The following is a 23,698-nucleotide window of genomic DNA, read 5'->3' on the forward strand; positions in this document are numbered from 1 at the left end:
TTTTCACTATAAATGCGAACTATAACAGTGACGGAATACCGTACTGACCTTCCAACATTCCCACCGCAAGCATCGCGATTAAACACACCACCAATACACTTGCCGGAATAATAACGCGGTCATAAATAGACAATGTTTTCGCGCGCTCTTTGTCACCAATCAAACCATTGTTGTCCAGCAACATGGTTAGAGCCCACGCCAGTACAGGGTTGGCCACGGCAGAGGCAAAAATACAGATACCGGCCGCTTGTGAGTCTTTGGTGTTTTTCACCATTTGCATACCCGCTTCGAGCAATGGCAAGAACACACCCACCAACAAAGCAATGCGCATAACGGGCGGCCATACCGCCACATCCATAGGGAAGCCCAAAATAGCAATCACAATACACAAAGAGCCCAGCACAATGGCGCCCGCAGGAATCGGACGTTTCGCAATGGCCGCCGGAATCATATAGGTTCCCCAAGAAGAAGTGATGTTACCACCACCCACTGCGGTACCTACGATTTGACGAAGTGAGCATGTTGTCATGGTGTCATCAACATCCATTAACACTTTGTCGGTGCCACGAGGATAGTTGAGCTCTTGGAAAATACGGTGCCCCAAGAAATCTGGTGACCACATCGCAACGGCTAGAATGGCAAACGGCAGCGATGCAATGAAATGCGCCATATTCGGCAAGCCAAGCTGCCACCCCTGCTCTGTTGAGCCCCACCAGTACACTGGATTCAAATTTGGCAAGCCCATTTCGGTTTCAAATTTCAAATCAAAACCAGCACCCAACGCCAATGCCACCAGCAGCCCCGTAATGGCACATGCAGGAATGGCAAGCCAGCGCTTATTAATTCTTGCAAGGAAGGCATAAAGCACAATATTGATAGCTAATACGACAAGGCCAATGTACCCCATCGAACCGGCTTCAATGCCATCGGCTTGCAAGCCTGTCGCCCAGGTTTGGATCAAACCAATTTGGCTCATCGCTCCGGTAAAACCGAGGAATACAAGTAATCCACCTGCAACCCCCTCTCCAGTAAGGTTGACTAATCGGGAGCCGCCTTTGAAGTAGCTGAGTAGCAAGCCAAATACACCCAACAATATAGCCAAGGCAAGTGGATGAGCACCCGCTAAAGCAATCACGCCAATGAGCGGAATCATGGGGCCATGATTCCCTGCCAAGTTGGCTCTTGGGTTAATAAAACCAGAAGCTAAGATACAAAACAGTAATGCAGGAATGAGCATTTCTACCCGGGCCACTTCAATAGCAAAGTCCTTGCCTAGATTCACATGGTCCCAAGCTTGAGTAAGACCATCAGCCCACGACATCATCACGGCCGAATACATGGCAATAATGCCGATTGTACCGGCAATAGCGGGCACTAAATCTTCCCATTCAAATCTGAAGTCACGGCCAGGCAAATTAAGCGCCCAGCGGCGCGGTTTCATGATTTTGAGTTCATGGTCAAGGTAATCCGAACGGCTTTCGAATTCGCTCGATGGCCGGTGAAGCTCTTGATAACTCTTGTTGTCTTGGTCTTGCATATAGTTCCGCTTTTTGATCAGCTAAATTGAATTTTTTGAGGTGGCTCGCCAACGAAAATAAGTTAAGCGAGGCTTCATAATTCTTCGTTAGTTATCAGTTTAATCGACATCTGCCAAATTGCTTGTTTGCAATTATTATGGTGGCAGCGCGGCCCCTGAACTGATTTAACAACTGTTTAATAATATGAATGGCGCATACCTTAATGAAGTCGGATTGTTTTTTCTTTGATGAAAATCAACTACAAAGAAAACGTCAAAATCTACAAAACCTAGAAAACCCATTAAAACACTGATTTTATGACTTAAAAAACACCGTCCACGGTATAAACCTTAGCTAACTCAAATTCATTTGATGGCAAAAGAAGGGTTATTTTTGAAAATAAATTTCTATTTTTTAATCAATCAGCCGTATCATGCATCGTCCAAACCCTATTTTTGAATCATAATTTTCACAAACCCCTTTAAATACCTACACTTCATACGGATTTCCGTTTTGTAATTTTATTACAAATAGCACTTAAAAAGTGATCCAGATCAACTATACCAGACTCCCTTTTCGATAAATTAAATCCACAAATTCGAGCTGATTTATATGTTCGGAACGCTTCAAGCTTTTAGTGATTTGTTGGGTTGTAAAGAAAAAGGTACCCCCTTCCAAAAACAGCTCATAATTTGATTACTGAAAAAGCTACGAACCGAGTATCCAATGCTAGACTTCTTATTATCTCTAGCAACAACCAGCTGGAACAAACCGGTATTGCATGACACGATGTTCGAGTGCATTTAACGGCAGAATGTGAAACCGCAAACGCCCTCGATAGAGCACGTTTTCGGATGGCAAAATTCAAATCAAAAGGTAAATCGCAAATGGCTGATCAAACCGACAACTTCGCAAAAGCTTGGGAAGGCTTTACCGCAGGTGATTGGAAAACAGAAGTAAATGTTCGTGAATTTATTCAAGCGAACTACACACCATACGAGGGAGATGAATCTTTCCTTGCAGGTGCAACCGACGCGACCACAGAATTGTGGGACAGAGTCATGGACGGTATCAAACAGGAAAACAGCACTCACGCACCTGTTGATTTCGACACTGACATACCTTCAACTGTCACTTCCCATGACGCTGGCTACATCAATAAAGATCTAGAAACCATCGTAGGTTTACAAACAGACGCTCCGCTTAAGCGTGGTTTGATTTGTAACGGTGGTATTCGCATGGTCGAAACGGGCTGTTCAGTTTATGGTAAAGCACTCGACCCAACCATCAGCAAAATCTTCTCTGAGTATCGTAAAACGCATAACCAAGGCGTATTTGACGTTTACACTGGCGACATTCGCAACTGCCGTAAATCAGGGGTGATTACAGGCTTGCCAGATGCATATGGCCGTGGCCGTATCATTGGTGACTATCGCCGTATTGCTTTGTATGGCATCGACTATTTGATGAAAGACAAAGTTAAACAGCACATCAGCCTTGAAGATTCCATGTACGGTGCTGCAGATACGGCTGAATTAGAGCGCACCATTCGCCTTCGCGAAGAGATTTCAGAGCAACATCGCGCTTTAGGCCAAATGAAAGAAATGGCTGCCAAGTACGGTTTTGATATCAGTGGCCCCGCCACCAACGCACAAGAAGCAATCCAATGGACTTACTTCGGTTATTTGGCCGCAGTGAAAAGTCAAAACGGTGCAGCTATGTCGCTTGGTCGCGTATCAACATTCCTCGATGTTTACATCGAGCGTGATATTGCAGCGGGTACGCTCACAGAAGTGCAAGCACAAGAAATGATCGACCACTTCGTGATGAAGTTGCGTATGGTTCGTTTCTTACGTACACCAGAATATGATGACTTGTTCTCTGGCGACCCTATCTGGGCCACAGAATCTGTAGGAGGTATGGGCGTAGACGGTCGCACATTGGTGACACGTTCAAACTTCCGCTTCTTGAACACGTTGTACACCATGGGCCCAAGCCCAGAGCCAAACATTACAGTGTTGTGGTCTGAGCAACTGCCAGATGGCTTCAAACGCTACTGTGCAAAAGTATCGATTGATACCAGCTCAATCCAATATGAAAACGATGACCTAATGCGTCCAGATTTCGACTCGGACGATTACGGCATTGCATGTTGTGTAAGCCCAATGGTGATTGGTAAGCACATGCAGTTCTTCGGTGCTCGTGCCAACCTTGCAAAAACATTGCTGTATTGCATGAACGGCGGTGTGGACGAAAAACTGAAAATTCAGATTGGTCCAAAAACTGACCCCGTTTCCAGCGAATATTTGGACTATGACGACATCATGGATCGTCTCGACCACTTCATGGACTGGTTAGCGAAGCAATATGTTGCGGCGCTCAACTGTATCCACTTCATGCATGACAAGTATGCTTATGAAGCACCATTAATGGCGCTTCACGATCGTGATGTACGTCGTACTATGGCGTGCGGTATCGCCGGTCTATCGATCTGTGCTGACTCACTTTCTGCAATTAAATATGCCAAAGTGAAGCCTGTACGTGACGAAAATGGCATTGCGACCGATTTCGAAATCGAAGGCGACTTCCCTAAATACGGTAACAACGATGACCGTGTAGATAGCATCGCATGTGAACTTGTTGAAACCTTCATGAAGAAGATTCGTAAGCTTTCTACATACCGTGACGCGATTCCAACACAGTCTATTCTGACCATTACGTCGAACGTTGTTTATGGTAAGAAAACAGGTAACACCCCTGACGGACGCGCTGCTGGCACACCGTTTGCGCCGGGTGCAAACCCAATGCACGGCCGTGATGAGAAAGGCGCTGTTGCATCGCTGACATCAGTCGCGAAACTACCGTTCTCATACGCACAAGATGGTATTTCATATACCTTCTCAATCGTGCCAAATGCACTGGGTAAAGACGACACGGTTCAACGTAAGAACTTGGCAGGTTTGATGGATGGTTATTTCCATCACACACCAAGTGTTGAAGGTGGTCAACACCTCAACGTGAACGTGATGAACCGTGAAATGCTGCTCGACGCAATGGAAAACCCTGAGAATTATCCTCAGCTGACCATTCGTGTTTCTGGCTATGCTGTTCGTTTCAACTCATTAACCGATGAGCAGAAACAAGACGTTATTACGCGTACATTTACAACCGCGTTCTAATGCAACAACGCTAACAAAGCGCTACACTAGGCCTTGCAATGCAAGGCCTTTTTTATGCCTAACGTAGTTAGACGTTAGTTTTTAGAATTCATCATCGCGAGTGACTTATGACCATTAAAGGACGCGTCCATTCTGTTGAAACCTGCGGCACCGTTGACGGACCAGGTATTCGCTACATTGTGTTTATGCAAGGTTGCTTGATGCGATGTAAATACTGCCACAACCGCGATACTTGGGATGTAGATGCGGGTCAGGAAATGACCGTTGAAGAAATCATGACGGAATTGCTCAGTTACCGTCATTTTATCGAAGCCAGCGATGGTGGCATTACCGCTTCCGGTGGCGAAGCCACACTGCAAGCTGAGTTTGTAACAGAGCTTTTTAAGGCCTGCCAAAAAGAAGGTATACATACCTGTCTAGATACTAATGGATTTGTGCGCCATCACAGCGATGCCATTGAACACTTGTTAGATGTGACCGATCTCGTGATGCTCGACCTCAAGCAGATGGACGATGCGAAACATATTGATCTCACCAAGGTGAGTAATCGTCACGCCAAAGAGTTTGCTTTGCGCCTTGCCGAGCGCAACCAAAAGACTTGGCTGCGTTACGTTGTTGTGGGCGGTTATACCGACGATGTAGCTTCGGCCGAAGAGTTGGCAGACTTTATCCTCCCGATGAAAAACATTGAACGTGTCGAGCTACTGCCTTACCACGAACTTGGCAAACACAAATGGGAAGCCATGGGCGAACCTTATGAACTCACTGAAGTTCATCCGCCAAGTAAAGAAACCATGGAAACCATCTGTGATGTTTTTAAGAGCCGTGGGTTAAACGTAATTTATTAAATGTCGTCCCTACTACTGATTTGGATCGTCATTGCAGGGTTCGTCTACCTTATGAGCCCTTTAGAGCAACTCCGCAAGTTACTTTCCAGTTCAATCTTAAGCCGCAACTTTGCCGCCATCATTGCGCTACAAAGTATGTTGTGGAGCCTAGATGTTGAGTTGATCTCTGGATTATCATTGCATTTTTTGATGATCACCACCGCCACGCTAGTAATTGGGCTGAGGTTGACTTGCCTCGCAGGCTTAGCAAGCCTATTACTCATGTCAGCGGCAGGAATGCTCATGCCTGAACTCATTGCTGAGCAGTGGCTACTCCGCATTTTGCCAGCAGCAGCCATTACATACACAAGTTTATTGCTGGTTCGGCATTATTTACCTCACCATTTATTCATCTATATATTTGTCAACGCATTCATCACGGCAGCGATTGCTATCACCTGTAGCATCCTTTGCTTAGCGGCATGGTACGCTTGGAGTGGCGCTTACACTGGAGATGAGATACAACATCATCTGTTGCGCATGCTCCCCCTTATGTTGTTCCCTGAAGCGATGCTCAACGGCATGGTGATCACTGTCATGGTGATATACAAACCTGAATGGGTTCGCACCTATCAAGATCTAGATTACCTAGGCCCCGACAACTAAGCACCATGTCCGATAAAGCAACTTAACGATTACGTTGAGTCGACTTGTCTAATGTTGAAAACGACTGCTTCAAAATTTCTGCCAAATCAACAAATTTAGGGGTCGATTTACACGGTTGGGTCGCTTTATTCTTTTCAGATAATGTTTGGTGAATTTCTTGGTACCAACCACGGAGGCTGGAAGGCAGGGGTGATTGCGAACGCTTGCCCAACCAGTATAGGCTTTGCACCGGCAGGCTAAACATAAACAGCGCGGTCGCAATTCCAGACGGTAGCATATCAGGGGAGTTCATCCCCACAGGCAATGCCACCGAGATAATCGCTAATAATGGCACTATTTTTTGGCCAAATCGAGTGGCTCGCATAATCTGATTTTCAGGCAGTACAACAGCGAGTTCTGAGCGCATTGGCCACGCTTCCATATAGTGCTGTCCGTGCCTTAATGTTTCAGAGAATTGCATTCAGTAAACCTCAATTGAACCTACTACATAAATAGCGATGATCGTCGTTAATTTCAAGTCAGAAGCCGCTTTTTGAAGACCCCATCTATCTGCTCAAGAAAGTTTACAACCAAAATTGATTGAGATTAAGAATTGGTTAGGCAGTTTTTGTAATTAATTTACATAATTAGTTATAGTAACCACACTATATGTGACTGGCTAAAAAGTAATTTCTTTGACTAAGCTTACACGGCTCGTACATAACTATTGACCCCCAAGTAATGACTCAACAACAAGGACTCTAGCCAAGATGCAAACGAAACTCGTTTTGGTACTTAACTGCGGCAGCTCTTCTCTCAAATTTGCTCTTATCGACGCCGACAATGGCGACGAATACCTCAGTGGCTTAGCCGAATGCTTAAGTCTTGTGGATGCGCGTATCAAATGGAAACTCGAAGGAAATAAAAACGAGGAATCGTTAGGAGCAGGGTCAGCTCACCGAGAAGCGCTCGATTACCTTCAAACCATCATTGATGAGTCAGGGTTACGCGACCAAATTGTAGCTGTGGGTCATCGTGTTGTTCACGGAGGAGAAAACTTTACAGGTTCAGCATTGATCACGCCGGAAGTCATTAAAGGCATTGAAGACTGTGCCACACTCGCTCCGCTGCACAACCCAGCTCATTTAATTGGAATTCGCGCGGCAAAATCTGCATTTCCAGCGCTGCCACAAACCGCAGTGTTCGATACAGCTTTTCATCAGAGCATGCCTCAGCAAGCATATCTCTATGCCCTGCCTTACAAACTTTACCGTCAGCACGGTGTGCGTCGATATGGCATGCATGGCACTAGCCATTTATACGTGAGTCAAGAAGCCGCCAAAATGCTCAACAAAGATATTTCAGAAACCAATGTCATTGTGGCTCACCTCGGTAATGGTTCATCTATCTGTGCCGTTAAAAATGGTAAAAGTATCGACACAAGCATGGGCATGACACCGCTTGAAGGCCTTGTCATGGGCACGCGCTGCGGTGATATTGACCCTGCGATCATCTTCCACTTAGTCGACAAACTTGGCTACACACTCGACGAAGTCAACACCATGGTACACAAACAAAGTGGTTTATTGGGCTTAACCGAAGTCAGCAGTGACTGCCGATATGTTGAAGATAACGTAGAGAACGGCAAGCCTGACGCTATTCGTGCACACGATGTGATGTGCTATCGCCTCGCTAAATATATTGCTTCATACACCGCTGCACTGCCGAGCCTCGACGCGATTGTATTTACCGGTGGAATTGGCGAGAACTCAGACACCGTCCGTGCGGATGTTCTCGAACGTTTGGCCATCTTAGGAATTAAAGTAGATGCAGAAGCCAACTCGGCTGCTCGCTTTGGCGCATCAGGTGTCATTACCGATGATGAATCGGGCGTGAAAGCATTGGTGATCCCAACAAATGAAGAGTGGATCATCGCGCAAGACAGCGCTCGATTAGCCGGCGTATAAATTCAATTAAAACAATAATAACGACTAAAAGGTAACTCCTGTGCAACGAACTATCATGCTTATTCCAATCGGTGAAGGTGTTGGTTTAACAACCATTTCATTGGGCTTGCTCCACACCTTCCAACGCTTGGGTTTATCCAGTACATTTTTCAAGCCTATTGGGCAGCCTCGTCCGGGCTACGAAGGTCCAGAGCTGTCCACACGCATCGTTGAGAATGCAACGGGCATTCCACTTATCGAATCTATTCCGCTAGAAATGGCCGAAGGCTTAATCAGTAGCGATAAAAAAGATGTGTTGCTCGAAGATATCGTTGAGCGCCATCAAACCGACTGCTCAGATGCCAGCGTCGTCATTGTCGAAGGCCTAGTCCCAACTCGACGCCACACATACGCCACACGACTCAACTTTGATATTGCCAAGGCGCTCAACGCCGAAATCGTGTTTGTCACGATTCCAGGTCACGACAAACCGAAAGACTTGAAAGAGCGCGTTGAAATTACCTTCAACAACTTAGGTGGGCAGAAAAACAAGCGCTTGCTCGGTGTGATTGTCAATAAAGTGGGCGCACCTGTCGATGAGCAAGGCCGTAATCGCCCTGATTTATCGGAAATGTTCGAGGAAACGCGCTCCACACTGTCTGCGAATATCGATAAAATCAAAACCGTGTTCAGCCGTTCTAAAGTGCCACTGCTGGGCTGCATTCCGTGGAACTTTGACCTTATTGCGCCGCGCGTCGCCGACTTAGCAGAACACCTCGACGCTGAATACGTCAGCAAAGGTGAAGCCGACTTGCGCCGCCTACGCAGTGTTACATTCTGTGCGCGAAGCATTCCAAATATGATCGAGCACTTTAAACCTGGCAGCCTGTTAGTCAGCTCCGCAGACCGTTACGATGTGATTGTTGCGGCCTGTTTATCAGCGATGAACGGAACCGAAATTGGTGCATTGTTACTGACTGGTGGTTACCGTCCTGACCCTGAGATCATGGAACTATGTAAACACGCCATTGAAGGCGGTTTGCCAGTGTTGCTCATTCGGACTAATACATGGCAGACCTCGTTGTCATTGCAAGGCTTTAATCTCGAGCTACCAATCGACGATGCAGAGCGTTTACACCTTGTTCAGGAGCATGCCGCACAATACATTCAGCCCGAATGGATCGACCAACTCATTCAGCGCCATGACCGAACACAGTTGATGTCACCTCCTGCATTCCGCTTTAAGCTCACTGAACTTGCGCGCAACGCAGCCAAACGTATTGTATTGCCAGAAGGAGATGAACCTCGTACAGTTCGCGCCGCTGCTATCTGTGCCGAACGTGGCATTGCAAAACCAGTATTGTTGGGCAACCCCGACGACATTCATCGCGTTGCAGAGCAGCAAGGTATTGTGTTGCCAGAAGGCGTTGAAATTGTAGATCCAAGCTCAATTCTTGAGGATTACGTCGGCCCGATGGTCGAGCTGCGTAAACATAAAGGTTTAGAAGAAGTCGTTGCGCGCGAACACTTAGAAGACAACGTAATGCTCGGGACCATGATGCTGCAAATGGATCATGTTGACGGTTTGGTATCAGGTGCAGTCCACACAACCGCCAATACCATTCGTCCTGCATTGCAGTTGATTAAGACGGCCCCTACATCATCCTTGGTATCGTCAATTTTCTTCATGCTCTTGCCTGATCAAGTCTTTGTCTACGGTGACTGTGCCATTAACCCTGACCCCAATTCTGATCAACTGGCCGATATCGCCATTCAGTCTGCTGAATCTGCCGCGGCCTTTGGTATTGAACCTAAAGTGGCCATGATTAGTTATTCAACAGGTTCAAGTGGCACAGGCTCTGATGTTGACAAAGTGCGTGAAGCTACGCGTATCGCCAAAGAGCGTCGTCCAGACTTAGTCATTGACGGTCCGCTGCAATACGATGCTGCAGTCATGGAAAATGTGGCCTTAAGTAAGGCGCCAGACAGCCCTGTTGCCGGCCAAGCGACGGTCTTTATTTTCCCTGACTTAAATACGGGTAACACAACTTATAAAGCTGTTCAGCGTTCAGCCGACTTGATTTCAATCGGTCCAATGCTGCAAGGCTTGAATAAACCTGTGAATGATTTATCCAGAGGCGCATTAGTTGAGGATATTGTTTACACTGTTGCTCTAACAGCCATTCAAGCGGCTCAAATGGCTAAATCGAAACAATAGGAAACAGCAATGCCTCAACTCGAACTTAAAGTACCACCTGTATTGTTAGTTTTAATCGCAGTGGTGCTCATTCAGTTCGCACCGGGGCATTTTCAAGTGTACGGCCACGCTGCAACCACGTTTAAGGTTGCGGCCGCCGTTGCTCTAGCGGCAGGCATTATTATTGCGATGCTTGGTATTGTGAGCTTTAAACAGCATCAAACGACAGTCAACCCAATGACGCCAGATGCAGCCAATACCTTGGTCGACAGCGGTGTTTTTCAATACACGCGAAACCCTATGTACGTGGGTATGGCGCTCGTTGTTTTAGCATTCGGTTTATGGCTTGGCAAACCATTGAGCTTAGTCATCCTCATGGGCTTTACCGCCTACCTGACACAGTACCAAATCATCCCGGAAGAGCGCGCACTTCAACAACGTTTCGGTGATTCGTTCGACAACTACTGCGCATCCGTCAAACGCTGGCTTTAATGCAACAGTTCAGAGTCTCATATTTTCAACAACATAATCGCACATATATAATTTATTGGATGTGGCTTATAATTCGCGCCTATGAACGGTTCATACTGCAAGGATTAGGCAATGACAGACAATAGAGTTCCGAAGACGTTGATACTCGAACAAGGCACTATGCTACGTTCTTTTGCGTCATTGATTGGCCGCGAAATATTGTCATTTACTCTTCCAGCCGAAAACCCCAGTGAATTTGAAGTCATCTCATCCCCCATTTCACTGCCCAGCGAACGCCTTATCAATCACTATGTGCAATGGTCAGGCGCATCTGCTGACCGCTACCGAGCAAAAATTCCACCTCATTTATTTTTTCATTTGGCCATGCCCATGTGCATCCAACAACTCAAGCAATCGCGCTACCCATTGGGGCGGATTATCAACCAAGGCTGCGGTATGGTGGTCAATCATCCTATTCCGTATCAATCTGAAATCAATGCTGAGATCACGATCCAGCGGCTCCGAGAAACGGCAGGCCGAGTTCGAATTATTCAGCATGTCGCAATCTCAACGGCGGAGATCGAGCATGCAATTGAGTTGGAAATACAAACACTTTTACCACTAGGACCCGAAGCGGGCAGACGCCCAATGCGTAAAGAAGATCCTCGCATATTTCAGCCACTTGGCCAATGGACGGCGATAGATAGCGATGGCAGTAACTTTGCGTTACTCACCGGGGATTTTAATCCGATTCATTGGAGCGATATAGCCGGGAAGTTCTCGCCATTCGGGAGCAAAGTGCTGCATGGCTTTGGCACATTTGTAAGAACCTATGAATTACTACAAACGGCATTAAATCGTTCGGTACACCACATTGATGTGCGTTTTACTGCCCCACTGAAACTACCCGGTGGGCAAAACACGCTGCTTCATAGTGAGCAAACAGGAAGTGGTTCCAGCAGCATTCCATTTAAACTTCAGGACCAACACGACAAAATGCTGATGATCGGCAGTTACAGCTGCGAATAGTTCGACGTCATTCATCTTTCGCTGCGGGCACTCACCCGCAGCGCTCAGGTGGCTAGTCGATCAGTATTTGCTGAATGGTGTTTAACTCTTTTTCTGAAAAGTCTAAATTTTCAACGGCCACGACGTTTTCTCTCAATTGCTCTTTAGAGCTTGCCCCAATCAATACAGACGTCACACGCTCATCTCTTAGCAGCCAAGCCAAGGCCATTTGTGATAGCGTTTGCCCGCGCTCTTCTGCAATTTCAGCAAGGCGTTTGATTTTCGGTAAAAACTCATTCACGCGTTCAGCTGGCAAATATGATTTGCTATCGGCTGCGCGGCTATCTTGGGGGATACCATTGAGGTATCGATGGCTGAGCATTCCCTGTGCCAACGGCGAGAAGGTGATCATGCCAACGCCATGCTGGCCAACCACATCAATTAAACCCTCCTCTACCCAACGGTCAAACATCGAATAGCGCGCTTGGTGAATCAAACAAGGCGTTCCAAGCTCTTTAAACATTCGTAACGCTGCTAGAGTTTGGTCTGCACTGTAATTAGAAATTCCCACGTACAAAGCTTTGCCCTGACGGACGATACTGTCTAACGCTGCAACGGTTTCTTCAATGGGTGTGTTTGGATCAGGGCAATGGTGATAAAACAAGTCCACGTAGTCCAAATTCATGCGTTGAAGTGATTGATCTAAACTCGACATCAAATATTTACGAGAGCCGCCTACACCATATGGGCCAGGCCACATATCGTAGCCTGCTTTTGAGGCAATAAATAACTCGTCTCGATGGGTGCTAAAATCAGCCTTCATGATACGACCAAAGTTTTCTTCAGCACTGCCGTACGGAGGCCCGTAGTTATTGGCTAAATCAAAATGAGTGATGCCCAAATCAAACGCCTCTCTGAGCACCATTCTCGCATTGGCCAAATTGTCGTAATCGCCAAAGTTATGCCACAAACCGATGGATAAAGCAGGCAACAACACACCGCTTTTTCCACAGCGGCGATAGGGCATTTTGTCATAGCGATTTGGATGAGCCGCATACGACTCGATTGGGGCATGATCATTGATTTTCATTCAAGTTCTCTTGATTCAAAGATGTACAAAAACACAAAGTAATGGGCGTACGTTAAGCGTCAGCATCTTGTTATATTTTGATAACAGTTATTGTACGACTATTTGCAATAATATGAAGCCAATCAATGATGACACCTAAACCCAATTCAACAATTGTCGTCTATTCGGGCGAAACCTTTGCTTTGCTTCTTTTGATAATATGAGTGGCTATGCCATCAATGCTGGTTTGATTCTTTTGTTTCCAATATTCTGAGACTCCTTCTTCGCCCTGATGCGTGGCCCATTTTTTAAGCAGCTCGCGCTCACCCACGTAATCGTAAAATGGAATAGACATACCGCAAGACGATTGCACCAGTTCAATATCAAGCTCAAACACTTGCCGAGCTCCCGGAGTTTCAGGAAAGTGAGCATAAGCCGAGGCCCAAGCACTATCACCTCGATGAATCACGGTGGCTGCTCCATACAATCGAAGGATCAGCGGCTTGCCTTCAAACGCAGCAAACATGACCGTCATTCGAGGGTTTTCTTGCACGTGCGCTGAGGTCTCATTGCCACTTCCTGTCACGTTCAGCCACAGCGCTTTAGTGTTTGATATGACTCGAAACGAGTCCATGCCCTTAGGCGACACGTTGACACGACTATCGGCAGTTGCTGTTCCTACAAAAAATAGCTTTTGAGATTCAATAAACGATATTTGACTGTCGGATAGTCGCTTAAATTGTTGGCCCATGATCATTCTCGTTTTGAGGAGGAACTAGCATTGTAGACGATGCTTAAGCAGCTCATTTGACAGGCCATTCAATTCATCTGTCTCTAATCTTTGCAACGCTCACCAAGCCGCTGTTCAGTCGAATTTAAAGCGATTAAAAAAGCCTCCGAAGAGGCTTTGAACAAATACGTAAAGATCTAGCACTATTGGCTAAATCGAGTTCGATATAGCTGTCGATTAAAGTCGGTCGCGGCCTTCACCAAAGGTTCCGACGGTAAATCCGTGACGGACACAAAACCAACGTTATAGTTTTCACCATCGTAAGCTCTACCAGTTAAAGGGGAGTCGATGTATTGAAACCAGTGCGCTCCAACAAAGTATGGGTTGTCGACAACGGTTTGCATGTAATCCACATACTTTTGCCCGCGATCATACTGAGATTCGGCATGAACTAAGCCAGGATTGAGCAAGCCCGTATCAACGGAGCCATTATGGAATTCGCCAATGATACTCGGGCGATCAATGTCTTTTAGGAAGGTCCAAAAGTCGCTATTAATGCCTTCTTTGTAATAGTTGTAGCTCACAACATCGGCATATTTGGCCGCAGCGAAGCGGACTTCAGGCGTCATTCCCCAGTCTGCAAACCGTGCGCCTAGATACAAATGGTTGGGCATGTGCTTGTCCATCATCTCGGCCACAACCTTGAAATACTGTTCGGCATAGTGAGTCATCATGACCGAGAGATCGGCCAGTGCCTGGTCGGTAAATTGTGTTAACTCAGCTCCTTCAGCAAAGCCCTGCCAAGACGCAATATCGGTTCCCCACGCTTTATTTAAAGCATCAACCGATACGTACTTCGCTTGCATGAGCTTATCAAACTCAGCTTTGGTTGGGCTCTCTTTAGAAGGAAGCTTGAGTGTGTTGATCGCAATGGCATAGCGAGTCTCATTTGAGTTCATTGACCCCCAACTCTTTTCATTGTCAACGAACACCCCAACACACCAAGGGTTATCTTTCACCTCAAGCGCAATTTGGGCCACAGTTTTTGAAGCCCGCTCACTAAATTCAGGATCAAATGGGTCCGGCAAGGGACTCCAATAATCGTTACCACTGCTCACTGTTTTGTAATTGCCGATGATCCAACCGTTGGCAAAATAAGGAATTCGATCTTCCTGATAAAATATCGGATCAACCCAATTACCAAACGAGGTAAAGCCCCACGTCAACATGCGATCAATGGTTGTATCTCGCCACTTATTCATCAGCTTGGCGTTGTCTGTTTCTTCAAATTTTCGTTCCAAGTTTGCTCGGTAGAAGCTGAAGGTTTCGCCTTTTTCAACAGCTCCAACATGAACTGTATTGCGATAACCAAAGTTGGCAGCCAACGGCTCTGAGTAATCGGGCAACCATTCAAACATATCGGCTCGAAGCTTGGAGCTCACATACCTCGATTTAACCGCAGCCTCAGGCGCTCGGTTTAATCCTTTAGAATCTTCTGGAGTTAAATCGTTTGCATCACGCCCCGGCAAAAGCGATTCATCAAAATCATACCCAGTAATGGTTGATGTGTTGGCCATTCGTATATTGGCGATACCCGTTGAGAAAAACAGATACCCTTCGGGATCGACTAAAGACCACTTGCCCTGATACTTTTCCACTCGAAAGTAACCTGTGCCATCAAGCTTTGGCCCTTCTGACCATCCACTGAATTTAGAACGCCCTTGCATCGGATGATTCGATAACTTGGACTGTTCTTGCTGCGAACGCTCAATGAGAGCTTCTACGCTATTAACCTTGCCGTCAAAATCTAACTTAGCATTTTGACCAAACTCATCGACCAAGCCCACTAAGTAGTCTTTATCCTGAGCCTCAGCCTGAATTAATCTAATATTATCAATAACAATACTTTTATCCGCTAACAGGCCTCTGACCGAGAATTTGATGCTTTCAACCTGACTTAAGTCGATATTTTTAGTGCCATAGCGCCAAATAATGGGCTCATGCTCGGAAATCCACTTTTTAGGGTTTGAACGAATACCCGTTTCAATATTGAGGTCGTCACCGCGCAACACCATATAGTAAGTGTTGGAAGATTGGCTAGGCACCACCATGCTGCGGTTATGAGCAGCACCGCTGGTATCTTTTGCAGTGACGTATAAATGCGTGGAGGTATCTGATGTATTACTAATATCAATGGCAAACGCAAAGTCGCTTAGGCCTTCCCAGTTCCAAGGTTTTTTCGGTTCAAACGCAAAACTAGCCTCTTGATTGTCTTTAGATTGAAAGTGAAGCGCCACTGCATTATTGGCTTGCGAGGTCTTTACCGTTTCAAAATCAGTATTTTCGAATTTCAGGAGATCAGACGGCACACCGTCGTCAAAGTTAATGGCCAAACCACCTAATGCTGCTGGTGTTTTTTGAGAAGAAGAATCTTCAGACATGCAGCCGCTCATAGTGCCGGTAAGAAGCAGCGTGGCAGCTGCCATGACTAAAGCATGATTGGGTTTTAAACTATCCATTGTGATGCACAACCTTCATTGAGACGTTCCATCGCAACACGACAACACAAAAACAGGACAAAGAATAGTTAACAATTTACAAATTGAGATATGGATAACACATCGATTGATTCGACAACCCGCACTCCACGGCTTGCTCAGCAAAGCGGCGCTGCTACTCATGCTCGCATCACAGTGTTTCTAACAGGGGCAATATCAATTCAATAGACCATAAAGATTACTAGAGCAGTCAAAAAGATTGGAAATAATTGAGGCAAATCGAAGTCATTACGTATCCATGCTAAAGCGAGTGATCAGCCGTATAAGGCCGCGCTGAGTATGCGGCCTTTTACAATTAGAATGAATGCTGACCCACTTTGACAAAGTCATTCAGCGCAGTACGATCGCGTTGCAGCACTTCCTGATTGGACCAAGTGATGATCACTGAATCAACCTTAGAACAATCACCGAGGCCAAAATGAAGGTTGGTATCTAAACTTTGTGAGAATGCCGCGGAGCTAGCCCCCACCATTCGAACATACTGCTGCTCACAGGCCTTGACTAGTACCCGGGCATTTTGTGGAGATGCGTTTGCCACTGGCGACTCTCCTACATCAACCACAATAAAATTGTGCTCAGTATTGCCTTGAAGCGATGTGTTCGATGAAGAAATAATGTTGTTTTGATAAAGCTGCCAACGGCCACGTTGATTGGCATACAGCACATCTAAGTCGCCATCATTGTCATAATCAAAGGCTTCAGCGCCGCCGCCAGTAGACCCCAAATCAGTATTGAAAATGCTATGAACAGCCTCAATTTCAAAACTATTTCCCCCCTTATTGATATATAAGATTTGTTGAAACTGTTGAGCGGAGTTACCGTTGCGAATGATTAAAATATCGTTCCAACCATCATTGTTAAAGTCAGCAGTGACCGCACTTGAAGTTTCTTCAGTCACGTCGATCCCCAATTTTTCCGTCATATCAACATACTGACCATCAATATTCTCCAGCAGCTTCACCGGTAAATTAAGGGGTGTGGACACCTTGGGGCTCGACATGACATTGTGAATCACCGCAGAGGTGGGGGAAGATGTTTTGCCGCCAATTCGCCAATACCCTTGTCCAACATAGCCAATGTACAAGCCATTTTTTGAGGTGTCTTGCGGGTATCCTTCAGCTTGTTCGGGGGTTAACGTAAAATCTCGATGACCATTTTTATCCGCAACAGGCACACTTAAAGGCGTTTTGTTCTGACCGATAAACACATCAAAATCAGGATACGCCATTTGTAAATTTTCGACCTGTAGGTCTCCTTCAATTAAAAGATCGTCGTAGTCCATCTTGTTTCTTCGCGCAAAGAAAGCAAAACGCTTATGCTCCGCATCATAATAAGTTTGCCCCGTGAATTGATGCTTGGCACGGGTCAACAGCAAGTCAAAGTCTCCGTCGTTGTCGTAGTCGAACGGCGAAATACTGCTCGTGTCACTAATATGTTGAAGTTCGCCAAACACATTATTCGACTCGTCTGTGAATTCGCCTGCTTTTTGCCCCATCACAGCAACCATGTTCTCGCCGCCGTAGAAAATGAGGTCAGCGTCATTGTCATTGTTAATGTCAGTCACAACTAGTTTGTATCCAAGCCATTTCGCAAACGGTAGGTAATCTTTAAATTTAAATTGGTGATAGGACGTTTTACCGTAGAGAAAATTTGCGCCTTGTGTTTGCGTTTTCAACGGAAAAGCGGAGGTCACTAAGTCCAATTCGCCATTGTTATCTGTATCTATAAATTTAACTGCGCGGCCTCGGCTACGTTCAAAATGCTCGTAAACACCCAGGCTTTCCATAGAGCGATCGGAGTTCACTTGAAAACGAACCGGCAACCGAGGATTTTTTCCCCCGCCGCCGCCTTGCGACACAATAATATCAATCCGGCCATCTTTATCGTAATCAGCAACCGCAACGCCATGAGTATCACCTTTAATCAGAACTTGAGGTGCCGAAAAGCGATCTCCGTTGTTCCAAAAGATTGTGGCTTGGTGCGCATGATCGGTCACAAGAATATCCGTCAAACCATCTTTATCCAGATCTGCAATAATGGGGTTATCCCATTTACGTCGGGCAATGTTTTCAAACGCAATGACTGTTTCGTTTTTAGAAAACAGAGGCGTTGAATTTTGCTGTACTCGTGACGGCGTACACCCAGACGCCAACACCCCGCTTAAACAACCTACAACCAATGCGACACGAAAACCCAGAACCAATGTCATGCAACTCCCCTCAATAATCCGAATCGATATAGCATTAAGAAATGCCTTTTGAATGCACTATACATCATATGTTTATATTATTAATACAAGCCAACGGGAAATGAGACATTGAGAATGCGTATATCACAGAGATCGTAATTGAGGATGGAGTAAACGAATACTAACCGAAGGCTCAAGCGAGAGTTTTAGCGTCAGGCATGCCAATAACACCTCACTGAGCTAAATTTGAACGGCTTGAAGCCCTGTTGTGACGAAGTGTAATTTGATGTGTTTCCAGAACGGAAAAGCATGCCAGTCGTTAGAGTTGATCAAACCGCTGGACGCAGTCACTCCCAATCAACACCCGATAATTTATCAAAAACCTCACTCAGGAATTAGCTGAGCAAGGCTCCATCAATTTCCAAAGCATGAATATGAAACGGCCAAAAGACATCATTGGCCACAATACTCACAAATGCCCAACTCACACCAAGCAACAGACAATACGAACACCAATTCATTAAGTTAAGCTAAAATACTCTGTCAATCCTTGCAAAATGTTGGTGGTGGCAACAGACGACAAGATCAGCCCCATCACGCGACTGATCACACTCGCACCGCCACTGCCGATTATACGATTTATCCATCCAGCCAAAAGCATCAACAAGTAAGCAATAAGCAAAACAGCCAGCATCACAGCAGCTGTTTGCAACTGCTCGAAAATGGTAAAGACTTCATTTTTAGTCAACAACACAGCGGCAAGCATTGCGCCAGGACTTGCGATAGACGGCACAGCCAGAGGGAATATTGCGGTTTCACGATGATCACTGGGCACCAATTTAATTTCTTGCTCTGGTTTGCTATCACCAAAGATCATATTCAAAGCAAACAGGAATAAAACGATGCCACCTGAGATTTGAAATGCCGGAAGAGGTATTGATAATGCGTCAAGGATCAGCTCACCAACCATTACGAAAAACAGCAATATGCCAGCCGAAGCCAATGCTGCAATCAGTGCAATCTTTCGTTTAACTTTCGCTTCGTATCGATCGGTGACCGCAATGAAAACAGGCACCGTGCCGATGGGGTCAATTACAGCAAAAAACGTAATAAAAACGACTGCATAATCAATCATCTACAACTCACTCCTTAGCTCTAATAAATATAGAATAGAGATAACTCGAACAAAGGCAAGTTACGTCAACTTGTTATAGATTGATAAGTAGTAATGACCCATCATTCAATAGCGTCACATCAACCAAAATTCAACCTTGACCAGCATGATACCAACGGACCCTTGCACTGCGATGAACAAAACGTACAAAGATTGGGAGAGAAGTTTATTGCCCCTCACACCAAGTGAGCGCAAATCACCAATACTGTGGGTTTTGCAAGGCCTTTGCACACTGAGTCGCACCTATATGGTGTCTGATTGGGCGTCCGGTTAATGACTGAGCGAGCCAGCCTTCTGGGTGGCTCAAAGGAACCGGAGCTTGAATAATCGCTTCGCTAATATGATGAAAACCAACTTTAGAATAGAAGTTAGGATCACCATATGTGATCGCAACTTCGGCTCCCATCTCCTTCAGATGTGCCAAGCCAAATTGAATAAGGCGCTGGCCTAGGCCTTGACCTTGCTGCTCAGTTGCAATAGCCACAGGAGATAATAAAAACGCTGACATTAAAGTTGGCAACTGAAAACGACTGAAAAAAATAGTCCCCAAGACTTTATTTTCATCAACGGCAACACAGCCAATCAAATCTTCAGGAGCAGTCGTTGCGATAAGGTCGGAAACCAGCTGGCCCAGTAACAGCCCCTCGGCTTCTCCCTCAGAGTCAGTGAATACACGTGTAAAAAGCGCAATCACCCATTCTGTTTGAGACGTATTAAAATGCTGTAACTGCATCATCACCTCACATGACCTACACCATAAAATAGCCGCCCAAAGTTAGCATCATTCACCAATACAAGGGCTTCCCACAAAGAACCTATGCCAATCATTAAACCATATTGCCCCCTAAAAAACGCTGAAGCATGGTGTGAGTATAGTGGTCAGTAAAAATAAAGTAACGATTGGGTGGGGACGCATGACGGATAATCAATGACACCGCCAACATTGGCAAACAGAGCAGTGAATAGGTGGGGGTTGAGGAAGTAACAATGCCCACCGTCGGCGGGCATTGAATGTGACGCGCAACACTACGGGATGGCGGCCACATCGAGCCAAAGTTCCTGACGTGCCAACGGAGTAGCCTCAGGCAAGAAGGGATTGTCAATTTCGATTCTTTTTCGCGACTTTAAGTTTGAATCATTAAGGGCGCTTTGAATCAATGGATTACTATAAAAGTAGGCATCAAAGCTTCCATCTGAAATCGCTGTTTCCAGCCCAGTTTCAATGGCTTCGGCAAGCTCAGCGTTGGCTTGATTAACGTAAAAATACATGGCAAACGGGTACACCAGCATCAAGTGCTTCTCAACCGTAAGATCGAGTTTTGCGTAGGTTGAAATTTCACTCCAAGGTTCATGAGCAGCGCGAGGAAAGTAGTCAAACCGCCCTCCTTCGAGCATGTAAAATAAATTCTCATATTTCACCGATGTTTCCAGTGGAATATTTGCGTTGGACAATATTTTCGTATCGCCCCAGGTGCGCCCCTGACCCGCGCTCAAAAGTTTGAGTTGATGCAAATTTTCAATATGATCAAACTTGTGTTGTTCACCCTTTTTGATAATAAACAAACGGTACCCCAATAACCCTTTCGCCAAAGGAATTCGGATAGGTGTAAAGCGGGTTTCATTTTCTTTCGTTGCAGTTCCCCAATACACATCAACAGAACCGGCTTCAACCTCTGAGATGGTCTTCGCTTCAGTAAGAACTTCATCTAAAGGCTTAGGCGTAAAATCCGTACCACTTTTTTGCAACGCTAATTGAAGCATTCCAACTAAGTATTGCTCTTTTGCTGCGGGATCGTTGTTGTGAAGGACTGTACGCGCGTGGGCGGGTACAAACAGAGCGCCTAAACATAGAATTAAGCAGGTCACTCGCAAAGATTTCAAATTCATATAATTTACTTCCGAACAATTCATCAGATTTTTATATCTGCGCTTTACGTGTAATAAGTTTCCCTTTTAAAGCCCGACTCCTGTCTAAGGTTTATTCATCTTCATCATGCTTTGTCACGTTGCACCAATCACCGTGAAAGCCCCTACTTAACAAACGTGTCACAACCCTACCAAGCGAATGGTCATTTGTACCCATGGCAATATAGATACAGCCATATCAGCTGAACAAACAGCCAAATGCCCCATACGTGTGTGATGTAGATCGTTTACAACATTGAATTCGATTCAAATAGCGATTCGTTTACTCAACGGAAAATCACAAGACCACACGTAAGTGCTTGTTTGGGAGGGTTTATGGATTTAAAAGGCCTCAGCATGAGATTGAGAGAGCGGCTTAATACCACAGAAACAACATGCCTATTGAATACGTGCTTTCCAAGTGAGCTGTGCCCAAACCGACTCGGTCATATAGATAAAAATCGTGCTTGCAAGTTATGGGTTCACCCAAATCTTACCCGCAAGGTAGTCAACGGCATTGCCTTCAATGACAACTCTGTCTTTAGCCACCTCACAGCGCAGCAGCCCAGTTCGTTTTGACAACTGCATTGCGGTAAGGCTGCTTTTTTTAAGCCTCTGACTCCAATAAGGTGCCAGTTCACAATGCGCCGACCCGGTCACAGGATCTTCATTGACTCCTAACTTCGGAAAAAAGCAACGACTCACAAAGTCCACTTCATCGCCCATTGCGGTAATCACAACGCCTCTCAGGTCAAGCCGTGAAAGTGCCATAAAGTCTGGACTAAACGCTCGAACTTCAGACTCATTCTTCAACACCACTAAATAGTCAAAACCAACCATTACTTCTTGAGGCTGAACGTTCAAGGCTTGCTTGAGCACAATCGGCACTTCAATAGTTTTGGGTAGCGTCGCGGGAAAATTCATGCGATAGCCAAATTCTGATTGATGAACAACCAGCTCTCCACTTCTTGTATTAAACACAACGGACGAACGGCCATATCCAAGATGTTCAAATATGACATGGGCAGCGGCAAGCGTCGCGTGGCCACATAAATCTACTTCAGCTTCGGGTGTAAACCAACGCAACAAAAAGTAACCGCCTTCAGCAACAAAAAATGCAGTTTCAGATAAATGGTTTTCTTCAGCAATATTCTGCAAAACATCGTCGGGCAGCCAGAACTCCAAAGGACAAACCGCCGCAGGGTTCCCCTCAAACACATTCATTGCGAAAGCATCCACTTGATAGATATTCAATTCCATGACAGTCCATCCCCTTAAGATAGAAGATTAAACGTAGGCAACCTTTCTGAAAAATAACAGCGGCTAAAACTAAAAATCGACGAACTGTTTACCGCGCAACAAAGTTACCGTCGCAATGCCAAAGAGCCATGGCTATTAGCCACCAACTTACCGCCGCAAAGTATGACCTCAAAGCAGTTGGTAAACCTTTACGCCAAACGAATGCAGATTGAAGCAAGCTTCAGGGACATCAAAAGCCCGAAGTACAGCCTTGGCCTGCGCCACAGCAACAGCCGTTGCCCCAAACGATTCGACATATTATTACTTATTGCCATGCTCGCTGAATGGGCTTTGCGATTGCTAGGAATGGTGGCAATCAAACGCAATTGGACGCCACAATTTCAGGCGAACACCATCAAACACAGGCGGTTTTTATCTTTGATTCGGCTAGGAAGAGAGGTTAGAAAACGATGGCGGGATTACCCCATCAGCAGCGCCGATATACGGTGGGCTATCGGCCATTACATCAGGCTGGTTCACCAAACGGGAATGCCAGAATTATGAGGGGATCCCCCAGCGCCCAATTAAGGGGCTTTTTATAAGTTTGCCAAAATGTGTAGCGAAGCGAAACTCGGTAAACTATAAAAAGTCCCACTTGAATTACTTGTTATGTGTAATCACTTAGGTTTTAAATTTACCTAGTGAATAAGCCCATAAAAAAACTAGAATCGTTAATCTGAATATTACAAAACCCCAGAATATTGGAGCATCTGCGCCCATCAAGTAATCGTTTCCGCGCATACTGGTAAAACCTTGATGGATATCTTCAGCAACACCATAACAGATAAACAATGTAACTATTGAAGCGAGAATATAATTACCTTTGTTTTGCTCCAAAACTGAATACTCCATTTACACATAGACATAATGACTCCCCACTAAAGATGCTGATCTCCAATTCTTCGTGGGTTAGCTGAAAGCCAGAGCCATAATAGTTTTGTTAAAGAAACTAAAAAATGGAGATCAGCATGAATAAACATAACAT

General features: G+C 45.6%; 17 protein-coding genes and 1 pseudogene. 8 read left to right on the top strand and 10 right to left on the bottom strand.

What is annotated here, in order from left to right; genetic code table 11:
- Positions 1-19: 19 nt before the first annotated feature.
- The gene (locus NAF29_RS14480; protein WP_251262332.1) at positions 20-1,537 is read right to left on the bottom strand and encodes a DUF3360 family protein; all 1,518 of its coding nucleotides are present in this window, start codon (positions 1,535-1,537) and stop codon (positions 20-22) included.
- Between the two features lie 867 nt (positions 1,538-2,404).
- Here NAF29_RS14480 and pflB point away from each other — a divergent pair.
- The 3 genes from pflB (at position 2,405) to NAF29_RS14495 (ending at position 6,189) form a co-directional block, all read left to right on the top strand.
- On the top strand, positions 2,405-4,696 hold the full coding sequence (gene pflB / locus NAF29_RS14485) for a formate C-acetyltransferase (protein WP_251262333.1): 2,292 nt from the start codon (positions 2,405-2,407) through the stop codon (positions 4,694-4,696).
- A gap of 107 nt (positions 4,697-4,803) precedes the next feature.
- Complete coding sequence (gene pflA, locus NAF29_RS14490) at positions 4,804-5,544, top strand: pyruvate formate lyase 1-activating protein (RefSeq protein WP_251262334.1); 741 nt, start codon at positions 4,804-4,806, stop codon at positions 5,542-5,544.
- Entirely contained in the window at positions 5,545-6,189 is a 645-nt protein-coding gene (locus NAF29_RS14495; protein WP_251262335.1) for an energy-coupling factor ABC transporter permease, read from the top strand. It begins immediately after the preceding gene.
- 22 nt (positions 6,190-6,211) lie between these two features.
- Here the strand turns inward: NAF29_RS14495 and yfbV are convergent, their stop codons facing one another.
- Entirely contained in the window at positions 6,212-6,649 is a 438-nt protein-coding gene (gene yfbV / locus NAF29_RS14500) for a terminus macrodomain insulation protein YfbV (protein ID WP_251262336.1), read from the bottom strand.
- A 289-nt stretch (positions 6,650-6,938) separates the two neighbouring features.
- Here yfbV and NAF29_RS14505 point away from each other — a divergent pair, with 289 nt between their 5' ends.
- The 4 genes from NAF29_RS14505 (at position 6,939) to NAF29_RS14520 (ending at position 11,811) form a co-directional block, all read left to right on the top strand.
- Positions 6,939-8,135, top strand: coding sequence for an acetate kinase (locus NAF29_RS14505; protein ID WP_251262337.1), 1,197 nt, complete (start codon positions 6,939-6,941; stop codon positions 8,133-8,135).
- Positions 8,136-8,190: 55 nt separating this feature from the next.
- Positions 8,191-10,332, top strand: a complete 2,142-nt coding sequence (pta, locus tag NAF29_RS14510; RefSeq protein WP_285817793.1) for a phosphate acetyltransferase — start codon at positions 8,191-8,193, stop codon at positions 10,330-10,332.
- A 9-nt stretch (positions 10,333-10,341) separates the two neighbouring features.
- On the top strand, positions 10,342-10,803 hold the full coding sequence (locus tag NAF29_RS14515) for a methyltransferase family protein (RefSeq protein WP_251262339.1): 462 nt from the start codon (positions 10,342-10,344) through the stop codon (positions 10,801-10,803).
- A 111-nt stretch (positions 10,804-10,914) separates the two neighbouring features.
- Entirely contained in the window at positions 10,915-11,811 is an 897-nt protein-coding gene (locus NAF29_RS14520; protein ID WP_251262340.1) for a MaoC/PaaZ C-terminal domain-containing protein, read from the top strand.
- A 52-nt stretch (positions 11,812-11,863) separates the two neighbouring features.
- Here NAF29_RS14520 and mgrA read toward each other — a convergent pair whose 3' ends face one another.
- The 8 genes from mgrA to NAF29_RS14560 all read right to left on the bottom strand — a co-directional run bounded on the left by mgrA (position 11,864) and on the right by NAF29_RS14560 (position 22,674).
- Positions 11,864-12,880, bottom strand: coding sequence for an L-glyceraldehyde 3-phosphate reductase (gene mgrA, locus NAF29_RS14525; protein WP_285817784.1), 1,017 nt, complete (start codon positions 12,878-12,880; stop codon positions 11,864-11,866).
- 160 nt (positions 12,881-13,040) lie between these two features.
- Entirely contained in the window at positions 13,041-13,610 is a 570-nt protein-coding gene (locus NAF29_RS14530; RefSeq protein WP_251262341.1) for a pyridoxamine 5'-phosphate oxidase family protein, read from the bottom strand.
- A gap of 182 nt (positions 13,611-13,792) precedes the next feature.
- Positions 13,793-16,108 (bottom strand): beta-galactosidase, encoded by a 2,316-nt coding sequence (locus NAF29_RS14535; protein WP_251262342.1) that lies wholly within the window; start codon positions 16,106-16,108, stop codon positions 13,793-13,795.
- Positions 16,109-16,442: 334 nt separating this feature from the next.
- Entirely contained in the window at positions 16,443-18,356 is a 1,914-nt protein-coding gene (locus NAF29_RS14540) for a CRTAC1 family protein (protein ID WP_251262343.1), read from the bottom strand.
- Positions 18,357-18,855: 499 nt separating this feature from the next.
- Positions 18,856-19,470 carry a MarC family protein gene (locus tag NAF29_RS14545; protein ID WP_251262344.1) on the bottom strand — a complete coding sequence of 205 codons (615 nt, stop codon included), beginning with the start codon at positions 19,468-19,470 and terminating at the stop codon, positions 18,856-18,858.
- Positions 19,471-19,705: 235 nt separating this feature from the next.
- Entirely contained in the window at positions 19,706-20,245 is a 540-nt protein-coding gene (locus NAF29_RS14550) for a GNAT family N-acetyltransferase (RefSeq protein ID WP_251262345.1), read from the bottom strand.
- A 290-nt stretch (positions 20,246-20,535) separates the two neighbouring features.
- The gene (locus NAF29_RS14555; RefSeq protein ID WP_251262346.1) at positions 20,536-21,396 is read right to left on the bottom strand and encodes a diguanylate cyclase; all 861 of its coding nucleotides are present in this window, start codon (positions 21,394-21,396) and stop codon (positions 20,536-20,538) included.
- 492 nt (positions 21,397-21,888) lie between these two features.
- Positions 21,889-22,674: a PhzF family phenazine biosynthesis protein gene (locus NAF29_RS14560; protein ID WP_251262347.1), complete on the bottom strand. Its 786-nt coding sequence runs from the start codon at positions 22,672-22,674 to the stop codon at positions 21,889-21,891.
- A 90-nt stretch (positions 22,675-22,764) separates the two neighbouring features.
- Here NAF29_RS14560 and NAF29_RS14565 point away from each other — a divergent pair.
- Positions 22,765-23,217 (top strand): annotated as a pseudogene (locus NAF29_RS14565) (transposase); the annotation flags it as partial.
- Positions 23,218-23,698 lie beyond the last annotated feature (481 nt).

It is taken from the genome of Echinimonas agarilytica (genome assembly GCF_023703465.1).
Taxonomy (GTDB): domain Bacteria; phylum Pseudomonadota; class Gammaproteobacteria; order Enterobacterales; family Neiellaceae; genus Echinimonas; species Echinimonas agarilytica.

Excerpts from the sequence above, each read along its gene's own strand:
- NAF29_RS14555 (WP_251262346.1), bottom strand. The coding sequence starts at position 21,396 with ATGAATTTGAAATCTTTGCGAGTGACCTGCTTAATTCTATGTTTAGGC.
- yfbV (WP_251262336.1), bottom strand. The coding sequence starts at position 6,649 with ATGCAATTCTCTGAAACATTAAGGCACGGACAGCACTATATGGAAGCG.
- NAF29_RS14540 (WP_251262343.1), bottom strand. The coding sequence starts at position 18,356 with ATGACATTGGTTCTGGGTTTTCGTGTCGCATTGGTTGTAGGTTGTTTA.
- NAF29_RS14550 (WP_251262345.1), bottom strand. The coding sequence starts at position 20,245 with ATGATGCAGTTACAGCATTTTAATACGTCTCAAACAGAATGGGTGATT.
- NAF29_RS14545 (WP_251262344.1), bottom strand. The coding sequence starts at position 19,470 with ATGATTGATTATGCAGTCGTTTTTATTACGTTTTTTGCTGTAATTGAC.
- pflA (WP_251262334.1), top strand. The coding sequence starts at position 4,804 with ATGACCATTAAAGGACGCGTCCATTCTGTTGAAACCTGCGGCACCGTT.
- NAF29_RS14530 (WP_251262341.1), bottom strand. The coding sequence starts at position 13,610 with ATGGGCCAACAATTTAAGCGACTATCCGACAGTCAAATATCGTTTATT.
- mgrA (WP_285817784.1), bottom strand. The coding sequence starts at position 12,880 with ATGAAAATCAATGATCATGCCCCAATCGAGTCGTATGCGGCTCATCCA.
- pta (WP_285817793.1), top strand. The coding sequence starts at position 8,191 with ATGCTTATTCCAATCGGTGAAGGTGTTGGTTTAACAACCATTTCATTG.
- NAF29_RS14520 (WP_251262340.1), top strand. The coding sequence starts at position 10,915 with ATGACAGACAATAGAGTTCCGAAGACGTTGATACTCGAACAAGGCACT.
- NAF29_RS14505 (WP_251262337.1), top strand. The coding sequence starts at position 6,939 with ATGCAAACGAAACTCGTTTTGGTACTTAACTGCGGCAGCTCTTCTCTC.
- pflB (WP_251262333.1), top strand. The coding sequence starts at position 2,405 with ATGGCTGATCAAACCGACAACTTCGCAAAAGCTTGGGAAGGCTTTACC.
- NAF29_RS14480 (WP_251262332.1), bottom strand. The coding sequence starts at position 1,537 with ATGCAAGACCAAGACAACAAGAGTTATCAAGAGCTTCACCGGCCATCG.
- NAF29_RS14535 (WP_251262342.1), bottom strand. The coding sequence starts at position 16,108 with ATGGATAGTTTAAAACCCAATCATGCTTTAGTCATGGCAGCTGCCACG.
- NAF29_RS14560 (WP_251262347.1), bottom strand. The coding sequence starts at position 22,674 with ATGGAATTGAATATCTATCAAGTGGATGCTTTCGCAATGAATGTGTTT.
- NAF29_RS14515 (WP_251262339.1), top strand. The coding sequence starts at position 10,342 with ATGCCTCAACTCGAACTTAAAGTACCACCTGTATTGTTAGTTTTAATC.
- NAF29_RS14495 (WP_251262335.1), top strand. The coding sequence starts at position 5,545 with ATGTCGTCCCTACTACTGATTTGGATCGTCATTGCAGGGTTCGTCTAC.